This is a genomic window from Nostoc sp. LPT, assembly GCF_017115165.1.
In the GTDB taxonomy this organism is placed as follows: domain Bacteria; phylum Cyanobacteriota; class Cyanobacteriia; order Cyanobacteriales; family Nostocaceae; genus Nostoc.
This window is the reverse complement of sequence record NZ_JABXKF010000107.1, coordinates 1-10,423: the sequence shown is the minus strand read 5'-3', so window position 1 is coordinate 10,423 and position 10,423 is coordinate 1. Positions and strand designations below refer to the sequence as shown.

Annotated in this window: 8 protein-coding genes, 1 tRNA gene and 1 pseudogene; 4 read left to right on the top strand and 6 right to left on the bottom strand. The window is 41.1% G+C overall.

Annotated features, from left to right (window positions below):
- Nucleotides 1-41 precede the first annotated feature (41 nt).
- Both HWQ58_RS20915 and HWQ58_RS20910 read right to left on the bottom strand, forming a co-directional pair.
- Nucleotides 42-461, bottom strand: coding sequence for a hypothetical protein (locus HWQ58_RS20915; RefSeq protein WP_292866727.1), 420 nt, complete (start codon nucleotides 459-461; stop codon nucleotides 42-44).
- Between the two features lie 623 nt (nucleotides 462-1,084).
- Nucleotides 1,085-2,050: a hypothetical protein gene (locus tag HWQ58_RS20910; protein WP_292866725.1), complete on the bottom strand. Its 966-nt coding sequence runs from the start codon at nucleotides 2,048-2,050 to the stop codon at nucleotides 1,085-1,087.
- A 369-nt stretch (nucleotides 2,051-2,419) separates the two neighbouring features.
- Here HWQ58_RS20910 and HWQ58_RS20905 point away from each other — a divergent pair, with 369 nt between their 5' ends.
- Nucleotides 2,420-2,767 (top strand): hypothetical protein, encoded by a 348-nt coding sequence (locus HWQ58_RS20905; protein WP_292866723.1) that lies wholly within the window; start codon nucleotides 2,420-2,422, stop codon nucleotides 2,765-2,767.
- Complete coding sequence (locus tag HWQ58_RS20900) at nucleotides 2,655-5,135, top strand: AAA-like domain-containing protein (RefSeq protein ID WP_292866721.1); 2,481 nt, start codon at nucleotides 2,655-2,657, stop codon at nucleotides 5,133-5,135. The genes HWQ58_RS20905 and HWQ58_RS20900 overlap by 113 nt, the downstream gene beginning before the upstream one ends.
- Nucleotides 5,136-5,360: 225 nt before the next feature.
- On the opposite strand, the gene HWQ58_RS20895 is transcribed toward HWQ58_RS20900, so the two are convergent.
- Nucleotides 5,361-5,792 (bottom strand): MerR family transcriptional regulator, encoded by a 432-nt coding sequence (locus HWQ58_RS20895; protein ID WP_292866720.1) that lies wholly within the window; start codon nucleotides 5,790-5,792, stop codon nucleotides 5,361-5,363.
- Between the two features lie 68 nt (nucleotides 5,793-5,860).
- Here HWQ58_RS20895 and cas12k point away from each other — a divergent pair.
- Nucleotides 5,861-7,345 (top strand): annotated as a pseudogene (gene cas12k, locus HWQ58_RS20890) (type V CRISPR-associated protein Cas12k).
- Between the two features lie 1,097 nt (nucleotides 7,346-8,442).
- Here cas12k and HWQ58_RS20885 read toward each other — a convergent pair.
- Nucleotides 8,443-8,516, bottom strand: a tRNA-Val gene (locus HWQ58_RS20885).
- Between the two features lie 80 nt (nucleotides 8,517-8,596).
- On the opposite strand from HWQ58_RS20885, the gene HWQ58_RS20880 reads away from it, so the two are divergent.
- The gene (locus tag HWQ58_RS20880) at nucleotides 8,597-9,064 is read left to right on the top strand and encodes a hypothetical protein (RefSeq protein WP_292866719.1); all 468 of its coding nucleotides are present in this window, start codon (nucleotides 8,597-8,599) and stop codon (nucleotides 9,062-9,064) included.
- A gap of 265 nt (nucleotides 9,065-9,329) precedes the next feature.
- Here HWQ58_RS20880 and HWQ58_RS20875 read toward each other — a convergent pair whose 3' ends face one another.
- Nucleotides 9,330-9,653: a hypothetical protein gene (locus tag HWQ58_RS20875; protein WP_292866718.1), complete on the bottom strand. Its 324-nt coding sequence runs from the start codon at nucleotides 9,651-9,653 to the stop codon at nucleotides 9,330-9,332.
- A gap of 119 nt (nucleotides 9,654-9,772) precedes the next feature.
- A complete protein-coding gene (locus tag HWQ58_RS20870) occupies nucleotides 9,773-10,162 on the bottom strand; it encodes a hypothetical protein (protein ID WP_292866716.1) in 390 nt (129 codons plus the stop codon).
- Nucleotides 10,163-10,423: the final 261 nt, after the last annotated feature.

The window sequence follows — 10,423 nt, the reverse complement described above, 5'->3', positions numbered from 1 at the left end:
TGCTAGATGCAAGTTTTCAGCTTACCTGCTTTGTATACCAATTAGATAGCTAGGGGTTGAAAGCGGTTATCGCTTAGTTTTTTACTGGCGGCTAGAGCGAGGGCGATCTGCCAACAGGCGGCATCGTATATATCGGTTCCATCAGTCGCGTCCACCCGTTCTATCTGAAGTTGCGCCCCTGGACTGCCTTCTCCATTACGGTAATACGAGGGGTCAGTTCCCTCGTCACCGTGATCTTTGACGATAACGGTACAATCAGCACCGTTTTGCCCTGCCCAAACGTTACAGATATAATCTCCCCAATAGGCAGGGGTCGAGTAATAACTGAGGGGTAGAACACCAGGGACGGTGAAATACTGTCCGTCCGCGCTAAATGTGGTATAGGTGATTAAAAACCAGATTAGCTGGCGGATGTCAGCGTCCGTTTGGGTGTGTTGAAAAGAAAGAGAACTCATAGTCATAGCAATGATTACAGTCTTTATTTTCTGTCAAAAGTAACAAAAAAGGGTTAAGATGATCGCCTACAATCTCATAGCTGGGATGGGTAATTGTGTTCCACTTGAGACGGCTTGCTTTTGGTTGTCAGGTAGTGTTGTACTTTGTGTTGGCAATTCAATCAGTGCGTACCACGGCGCACACTTTTAGTGCATAGAATGGCACTAAGAAAAGACGAAACCTCGTCAGGGCAGGGTGTAGGGGGTAGGGAAAAAGTAAGAAAACTAGCTAGGAGTGCAAATATTAACAAACTTCTTGCTCACGAACCTGCAACCCCACACCCCACACCCAAAAGCCTTATGAATAATAGGTTTACCGTTATCTTAGTGCCATTCCCCTTTGGATCACTTATTTTTTGGAAGTCCCTAATAGGATTTAGACAAAAAACACTCAGAAAATAGCCCTAAATCCATATACAGAAAGACTTTGACATTGTTTTGCTTGGTTCTTTGATATATCTGGGTTTGGGCTATTTTTGAGTATTTAGTGTATTTCCCTTACCCTGCATGGGTTTGAGGCTTGTTTCCCTCTCAAAAATGTTTAAGTCCCGCTAACGTACCCGACAAGATAGGCGATCGCACTGTTCGAGTTACTGGAACGTAGCCGTGGTTCCTGCTATGTTGATGCACATACGTCCGACATAAGGTCCACCGTTGGGACCCACCTGGTATTCATCATGGAGGTGAATAACACCGGGGTTGCTCAAATTTTGAACTGTGACAGGTGCATTAAAGTTGGCTGCCAAACCTGTGGATATAACTGCCGTTCCTGCCTCATTTTTAATCTCTGCATTCAGTAGTGCATCTGATGGAAATGCGGCAGAGTCGTGGGCTTTAGCGGAGGCAGAAATTCGGGCTTGACCCATGAGTTGAGTCGGTGCGCTCGATGTCACAGACCAGGTACCATCTACATTGTAAGCAACTATAAATGTCACATATCCTGTAGTCGCATCACACACAGCGGCGTTTGCCGAAGAAGTCGTAAAGTTAATGACCGTACCAGGCGTGTAGGTTCCAGTCTGTACATAAAATTGTAGTACTGGCTGACAATCTATGTTTTGATTTGGCTGGGCGACGATGAAACTGGAAAGAGTCACCGCACCCGTCGGAGATTGAGATGCTAATCCTCCATTGTACGGGGTTAGAGTAGGATTAAATGTGGGAGTGGTAATCCGAAAAGCACCAGTTTGTACCCCAGAGGTGTTTATAGGCGGTGTCAATCCTAACCCTGGTGATACTATCATACTGGTCGTGTTCTTCGTTGTAGTATCAGGTGGTTGTGGTGTTAAGTTTATCGGTTGAATCGCAGACGAATATCCACTAACCCCTCCGACTACTGGAGGGTTTATTTGCTGCTGAACACCGGCATAGTATTGTTGCAGCATCAAAAACGTGGCAGAAGAACCACCTTGAGAGGACGGTAATATACCCTGACTCCACAGGCTGTTTGAATATACCGTCGGACCTCCAACGTAGATCGCAGGTTTCTGAAAGACAAAGAAGTTTTGAAAAGCACTGCTGTTATTTACGATATGAATTGTGTACAAAGTGGACATGATATACTCCTTAGGTTTGTTACGTTTGTGATTCTTTGGGCATGGTTCAAATCAGGGTAAGTGCCGCCAAACATTGTTTGAGGTACTAGAAGTCATTCACAAAAAACCATAGCTTGTTCTCAAGTAACTGAGCTTAATGAGAGTTAACTTTGACTTAAAAAAAGTTTCGCACCGCGAACTAGTTTAAACATCAATAGTTATTCTGTTGCTCATCACAATTTAAAGTATGCTTGGCTTTTTAACTCTGTAGTTGAGTTAAATTCAGGACTATTAAAAGTCAGTTAAATTCAGTTAAATTCAGGTATACATAAACACATAAATATGTGAAAATTAACACTGAAAAAGGTTTTAAGCATTTGAAAAATACCAATGTTTGCCAAATTCAACCCCACCTATCAGTATCAGCCTGGTGGTAGTCTTCCGCCTGATGCGCCTACCTATGTAGTGCGACAAGCTGATACTGAACTTTACGAAGGGTTATTAGCTCTTGAGTATTGCTATGTTCTCAACGCAAGACAGATGGGGAAGTCTAGCTTGCGAGTACGGACGATGGATAAGTTGCTCTCTTCAGGATTTGCCTGTGCAGAAATTGAGTTGAGTGGCATTGGTAGCCAGCAAATTACGGCTCCCCAATTGGTATGGGGGGATTATTCAAGAATTAGTCAGCGGCTTTCAATTACAGATAAATCGGCGCAGTTGGTTAAGAGAACGCGATGATCTTTCCCCCATCCAGTGCTTAAATGAGTTTATCGAAACAGTATTACTAACCCAGATTCCGCAAAAAATTGTTATTTTTATCGATGAAATTGATAATGTGCTGGGTTTAAAGTTTTCCACCGACGAATTTTTTGCCTTGATTCGCCACTGCTATGAAAATCGAGCTATGAAGCCAGCCTATAGGCGACTGTCATTTGCTTTGTTGGGAGTAGCTGCGCCTTCAGATTTGATTCAAGACAAACACTATTCTACGCCTTTTAATATCGGTCGAGCTATTGAACTTCAAGGATTCAAAATCGAAGATAGCGAACCTTTAGTAAACGGATTGGTAGGAAAACTTAGTAACCCACAAGCAGTTTTAAAAGAAATTTTATATTGGACTAACGGACAGCCATTTCTCACTCAAAAACTGTGTTGGTTAATTGTTAATCACTGCAATAACAGCATAGAATTTTGCCCCCCTCAAGAGGGTGAAGAACGGCAGTGGATTGAGCAAATTGTCCAGAACCAAATTATCAAAAATTGGGAAGCTCAGGACGAACCAGAGCATTTAAGAACAATACGCGATCGCCTGCTTCGCAATACTCTAAAAAGCACACAATTATTACAGCTATATCAACAGATTTTACAACAGGGAACAATCCCTGCTCAAAACTCCCCTGAATACCTAGAATTGCGTTTGTCAGGACTTGTCACCCAACATCAAGGAAGTTTAGCAGTCAAAAACCCAATCTATGCTAAAGTCCTCAATTTGGATTGGGTAAATCAAAAGCTAGCACTACAACCTGCCAATTCCAAGATAGTTACTACTTACCTTACCTTGATGTTCGCCGGGATAGTAGCTTTTACACCTGAAATGCTAGTAAATCAGCAGCATTTGGATATTGTACAGCAGAACTGGCAACAAATGCGTCAGTATTGCCAGCAATTTGGCGGACAAGTTCTCAAGTCTTTCGAGAATGGACTATTATTCTCCTTTGAAAGTGCTGAAAAAGCAGTAGATGGTGCCATAGAAATCCAAAAAGCACTAGCGATCGCCGCTATTAATTTGCTAGAACCAGATAGGCTGCTATATCAAATTGGCATTCATCTGGGAGAGGTATTTTTCAAAGACAATGACGTTTTGGGTAAAGGGGTAGACTTAGTAACACAACTGCACACACAAGCTGAACCCGGAGGAATTTGCTTATCTCAAACCGTCTACGACCAGGTTAAACATCACTTACAGGTAAATGCAGTTAATTTGGGGCAGTATAAGCCCAAAGATATCTTAGAACCCGTTTTTTTATACCATATTAACTCCTATCGTCCTGTGTTGAGTAAAAATACTGACAACTCCCTTAATTTTCCCTCTTACCCAAGTGGTGCAGTTCCCCTCGATTCTCCTTTTTACATAGAACGAACTGCGCTTGAAACACAAGTTTGTCAAGAAATTAGAAAATCTGGTGCTTTAGTCCGCATCAAAGCACCTAGAGAGATGGGTAAAACTTCTTTACTGCTGAGAACTTTGGATTATGCTGCACGCCAAGGCTACCACACTGTTAGCTTAAATTTAGAGCAAATTGACGACGTAATTTTGAACGACCTGAATCGATTTTTGCGCTGGCTGTGTGCCAACGTTACCCATCAACTTCAGCTAGAACCAAAGTTAGAAGAATATTGGGATGAAGATATCGGCAGTAAAATTAGTTGTTCTCTCTATTTTCGGAACTATTTATTAAAGCAAATTGATACTCCTTTGGTTTTATCGTTAGATGAAGTACAATATATTTTTGAGCATCCTTTAGTAGCAAAAGATGTCTTACCTCTGTTTCGTTCATGGTACGAAGAAGCTAAAAGAGAACCAATCTGGCAAAAGTTACGACTGATTATAGTTCACTCAACTGAAATTTATGTACCTCTCCAGTTAAAACAATCTCCATTTAATGTAGGGCTGCCAATAGACTTAAGTAGCTTCAATGTAGAGCAGGTACAACAGTTAGCTCAACGCTATGGACTTAACTGGACTGACTATCAGGAAGCTACAGAACTTATGGCTCTGCTCGAAGGACATCCAGCATTAGTACATACGGCTATTTATCATCTTAGTCGCAAAGAAATTACTTTTGCTCAATTCCTCAATACAGCAGCTACACCAAGTGGAATTTATTCACATCACTTGCAGCGTCATCAAGTAACCTTGCAAGAACAACCTGAATTAGCAAAAGCGTTAGATATTGTCATCAATTCTCAACAACCGATATCATTAGATTCGAGCATGACTTATAAACTAATCAGTATGGGAGTGATCAAACAGTTAAGAGATAAAGTGATACCAACCTGTGAATTATATCGGCAGTATTTTATATCCAGAAATAGCAAACTATAGAGCAATACAGTTCAGTGAAGGCTGAAAGCATAATTGATAATACAAAAATTAGGAGCTTCAATACATATTCCAGTAAGTAAGTCGGCATAAAAAAACCAAACTATGTGAAGATAAGTAAATACGTAAAATGCATCTACTAATTCATGTTGTCAATACAGAAGGCGATCGCATCCCAATAGTTGTAACAGTTTAAAGTACAGTGGTGTCTGCTTTATAATAAGAGTCTTAATTTTTATCCAACTTTTGACGCAACTGCTGATAAATCACGTCCAACCACACTGGAATTACAGGCTTACCTTCATCCAAAGATGCGATCGCCTTTTTTCTGTCAAACTCCACAAGCTCAAGCGAACGCTCCTGCGCTTGGCACAACAACATAAACCGCTTACCTTGACCTGAAATAAATAACTCCGGCTCTTGATCTTTCAGCTTTTTTAGCGTGGTGCTGGCTATGTCAAAACTTAACCCCACAGATAGCCAATATGACATTGCAGCCAGTTCCAGCAAATTGGACTTTGAGTAATAAATACTACGTCCTGTCCCAGTCTCACTGATTACAGGAACAATCACCCCCCTCTCTCGCCAATACTGTAGCTGACGAAGGGTGCAGCCTGTGATTTCAGCAGCTTCCTTGCTTGTAAAAAATGTCTCCTGCATACAATTTATTTTACAGAAGAGTTGTTTAATACAATTATGTTAGTATTAGACAATATTGTTTTAAAGCGATGAGTAAAATCACTATTCAGTGTCGCCTTGTAGCCTCAGAGTCATCACACCAGCAACTATGGAAGTTGATGGCTCAGTTAAATACGCCACTGATTAATGAACTACTACGTCATGTAAGTCAACACCCAGAGTTTGAAACTTGGCGGCAAAAAGGCAAACACCCCACTAGTGTAGTGAAACAACTCTGCGAACCTTTGAAAACTGACCCTCGCTTTATTGGTCAGCCTGGACGGTTTTATACGAGTGCGATCGCATTGGTGAATTACATATATAAATCATGGTTTGCCCTAATGAAGCGATGCCTTCGGCGAGCTTCGCTAACGCAGTTCCAACTAGAAGGCAAAATTCGCTGGTTGGAAATGCTCAAAAGTGATGTTGAATTGGTCGAAAATAGTGGTGTCAGCTTAGATAGTCTTCGCACTATAGCTGCTGAAGTTTTGGCTGAATTTGCTCCCCTTAATACTGCTAAAACTCAATCAACGAATGGGAAAAAAGCTAAAAAGCATAGCTTTCAAGTTTATTGTGATTCTCGCCAACTTCACTGGTTTCAACGCTTCCTAGAAGATCAACAAATTAAGAAAAATAGCAAAAATTAACACTCCAGTAGCCTGTTCACCCTGCGTAGTGGGCGTATTGCTTGGCAAGAAGAGGAAGGCAAAGGCGATCCTTGGAATGTTAATCGCTTAACCCTCTACTGTTCTGTAGATACCCGCCTATGGACGACTGAAGGAACCAATCAAGTAAGGGAAGAGAAAGCTGAAGAAATCGCTAAAATTATCACCAATACAAAAGCCAAAGGCGACCTTAATGAAAAACAGCAAGCCCACATAAAACGGAAAAACTCTACCTTAGACAGAATTAATAACCCTTTTCCTCGCCCCACGAAACCTTTATATAAAGGACAATCTCATATTCTTGTTGGTATTAGCCTGGGCTTAGAAAAGCCTGCAACGCTAGCAGTAGTAGACGGTACTACAGGTCAAGTAATTACCTATCGCAGCATCACACAACTACTGGGTGATAATTACAAACTGCTAAATCGACAGCAAAAGCAAAAGCATTTTTTATCCCATCAACGCCAAATAGCTCAAACGCTTGCTGCACCAAATCAGTTTGGAGAATCGGAGTTAGGCGAATATATAGACAGATTACTCGCCAAAGAGATTATTGCGATCGCCCAAACATACTCTGCTGGAAGTATTGTTCTACCCAAATTAGACAATATGCGAGAGCAAGTTCAAAGTGAGGTTCAAGCCAAAGCTGAACAAAAATCAGACTTAATAGAAGTTCAAAAACAGTATGCCAAACAGTACCGAGTTAGCGTTCATCAATGGAGTTATGGCAGATTGATGGCAAATATTCACTCCTGAGCTGTTAAAGCTGGAATTGTTATAGAGGAGTCAAAACAGCCAATTCGAGGTAGTCCACAAGAGAAAGCGAAAGAATTAGCGATCTCCGCTTACCATTCCCGCAAAATAAACTGATTGACAAAACACCGAACCTTGACAAGTGAACAAGTGCGATCGCAGTTGGGTTTCAACACCCCTCCCAGCTAGAAGCGGGTTGAAAGGTAAAGAGCTTGAGTTTGATTACAAAGAAGCAGTTAGGTTTCAACACCCCTCTACCGTGTATACACAAGTCGAGTTGGCAATCAAATCAACGAAAAACAACGGAAAATTATTTTTAAAATCCTTGATTTTCCGTTAGTCCCCTATCAATAAGCTGATATTATTGATAATCAGTTTGCTTAACTCAAAACCTTGCCTACTAAGGCTTGTATCTTACCAGGCAATGATTTTAGGACTTGTGTATACACCGTAGCCCAGCTAGAGGCGGATTGAAAGGAGTGGACACACAAAAAACAAAAGTAATCAGAAGTATTTCAACACCCTTCTCAGTTAAAGACGGTTTAAAATCAGGAAAAATGAGACTTTGCACGATAATACTTTTTTACATTTCAAAAGCATTCCTAGCTAGAGAAGAGCTGAAAAAAAACTTTGAAAATTGACAATTTTTTTGGAGAGAGTTTTACAAACTTCTCTTAAAAATAGGTGGGTTGAAAGATTGGTAAAAGTCATGGAATTCTTGGACTAATGGAACAAAAACTTGTCAAATTACAGCAATTTTCATTTCTTTGAACCACAAATCCTCGTAGGGGGGGTAAGGTCTTGCGCCCCTACTACATGGTCTATTTCCCTGAAAATGCTTGTAACAAAATATTGTCAATTTTCTTCCGCCTATAGGATAGAGAAGATTGCAGGTAAATTAGGTAACTATATTACGAAACGTAAATATCCTCCAAATCTCTACCATTGAGAAATGACAAATGACGACCCTCTCTGGTCGAAGACGCACTTTCGTTCACCAGTAGAGTTTATTTGCGCCAACATCCTTAGTTAATAAGTCATGCGTTGTTAAACTGGCAGTGTGACCATAGCAGTTAATCTTTGATATGGCTAATCCAGAATACCTAATGGACATTAATTTGTTAAAAATGACAATAATCTGTTAACAGTGACAAATAATTAGTTAATGTACACATGTCGCGATTCAATTTGTGAAGGTACAACTATACAACAAATGGACGTAACTGGATTCGAACCAGTGACCTCTACGATGTCAACGTAGCGCTCTAACCAACTGAGCTATACGTCCTTAACCACTTTTGGACTGTCCCAAGTATACCATCTGAGACGGATTTGGGACAATGCGAAATATTAAACCAATAAATCACAGTGGCTCCATACAGCTTAAGTTTTCCTTTGGGGGTAAAAGGTACACTTTCAACCCTATACCTGGCGGGCAATATGGCGATAAAAGGGATATGGCTACATCTCAGGCGATCGCAACCAAAATACACAATGATAGAAGGCGCTAGCCTTGACCCCAGGTTAGCCCAAATCATCCAGTTATATACCTTGGGACAACAAGAGTGTGACGGTTTTCGCGATTATCCCTTGCATGACTCGTTAGCCTTTGAGAACGGATTCCAATATCTGATTTACAAACAAGGCTTCGAGGATGCCGTTTATGACTGGTCTTTCAGACCGGAACTAGATAACCCTGAGTTCATCGAGTGGCAGCCAGGTAGTGTTTATCGGGGCTGGACTAATAAGGGTAAAGAATATGACCAATCGGGCTACTTTACCATCAGGTGGACTAATAGCCTTGGGCAGACCGGAAGAACCAAGGTAAACGCATAAGGCTTTGCCTTCTCACCTTGTAACCCTTCAGATATCGACTTACCCCCAGATAGCGCCGCTATGAAAACCAAGAGATTACTTGTAACCCTGAATGGTGAACTTTACCACCAACTAAGAACCCTTTCAGCGACTAATGGACTCACTATGGCTGCCCAAGTCCGGTACTTTATCAGCCAAAGCAGACAGACAGCAATAACTAACGACTAATCACTGATGACTAATAACTGAATCCCCAGAACGTTTTAGAGATTCTTTAGTTATTGGTTTATCTGTACTGGTTATATACCAGATAGCAGACTGATTTAAGTAGGTCATAGCTAGCTTGGCTATCGGCTACCACACTTACAGAACCGCTAGCTGTTTCAGAATACCAACCGGGAACTTTCATGGTGTCCTTAGTACGCTTAACTGGCTGAGACAGAAGCTTACCACCATTACAGAAGGATGTGTATGCTTTTACCTCCCTGTAGCCCTTGGCATCCTCTATGGCATAAGTGAAGGATGTCCAGCCCTCCATGCCATCATCCTCGGAGTTAGGCAGGTAGTTAGTCAAAGCATACAGTTTAGCCCCGTCCTTAGTTATTCCCATTAGGATATTCCTGGCTAGCACAGAGGAACTGGACAGCACTATGGACACCCCTAGCAGCCCTGAGATTATCTTAGTTATCATAATAGTTTTAAGTACTTGCAGTCTTTATGATAACACTGTTACTTAAGACTGCCATATTCGTTACTAGTTATCCTGAAATTGTTTTTACCTGTAGTAGGTGATTGCCGATGCACTCTTTTGGGCTTTTGTCCGTACTTTTTAACAAACTCTTTTGTTACCCGCGTAGCTAACAGATGAAAAGAACCATCAGATACTACGATATCTTTTTTCTTTAAGTATTCAGTAAGGGTTAATGACTCCTCCTCCTCATCATAGATACTTTCAAGATTTTGAATAGACTCAGCACCAGCCAACAAATACCTATCAGGATCTTCGGTAACGTTTACAAGCTTCGCTAGGATGTCTCTACGGGTGAGTGAGTCTAATAAGATAACTTCATTATGTCGCCTGTCGCCCGCATCAGGAATCACGTTCAAATAAACTTGCATGATTTTATAAAATCTCTTATTACTTGTATTTTTTAAGTATGTTATTTGACTAGGCCATACTTAATGTTAGCCAGGTTAACCCCCCTGTGTCCATATAGAGAATATAAGAAAGCCTTATAAAATAGCTAGGATTCCCATAAAGTACGTATTCACCTTATGGCTCTGCGATCGCCAAGGGTGTCATCATGGGGGACAGGGAAACTTCAAGTTATACCGTGATGTTCTTTAGCTTTTCCGTTGCCAAATCCTTACCAGTAAAAG

Excerpts from the sequence above, each read along its gene's own strand:
- HWQ58_RS20895 (WP_292866720.1), bottom strand. The coding sequence starts at position 5,792 with ATGCAGGAGACATTTTTTACAAGCAAGGAAGCTGCTGAAATCACAGGC.
- HWQ58_RS20870 (WP_292866716.1), bottom strand. The coding sequence starts at position 10,162 with ATGCAAGTTTATTTGAACGTGATTCCTGATGCGGGCGACAGGCGACAT.
- HWQ58_RS20910 (WP_292866725.1), bottom strand. The coding sequence starts at position 2,050 with ATGTCCACTTTGTACACAATTCATATCGTAAATAACAGCAGTGCTTTT.
- HWQ58_RS20875 (WP_292866718.1), bottom strand. The coding sequence starts at position 9,653 with ATGGGAATAACTAAGGACGGGGCTAAACTGTATGCTTTGACTAACTAC.
- HWQ58_RS20915 (WP_292866727.1), bottom strand. The coding sequence starts at position 461 with ATGACTATGAGTTCTCTTTCTTTTCAACACACCCAAACGGACGCTGAC.
- HWQ58_RS20905 (WP_292866723.1), top strand. The coding sequence starts at position 2,420 with ATGTTTGCCAAATTCAACCCCACCTATCAGTATCAGCCTGGTGGTAGT.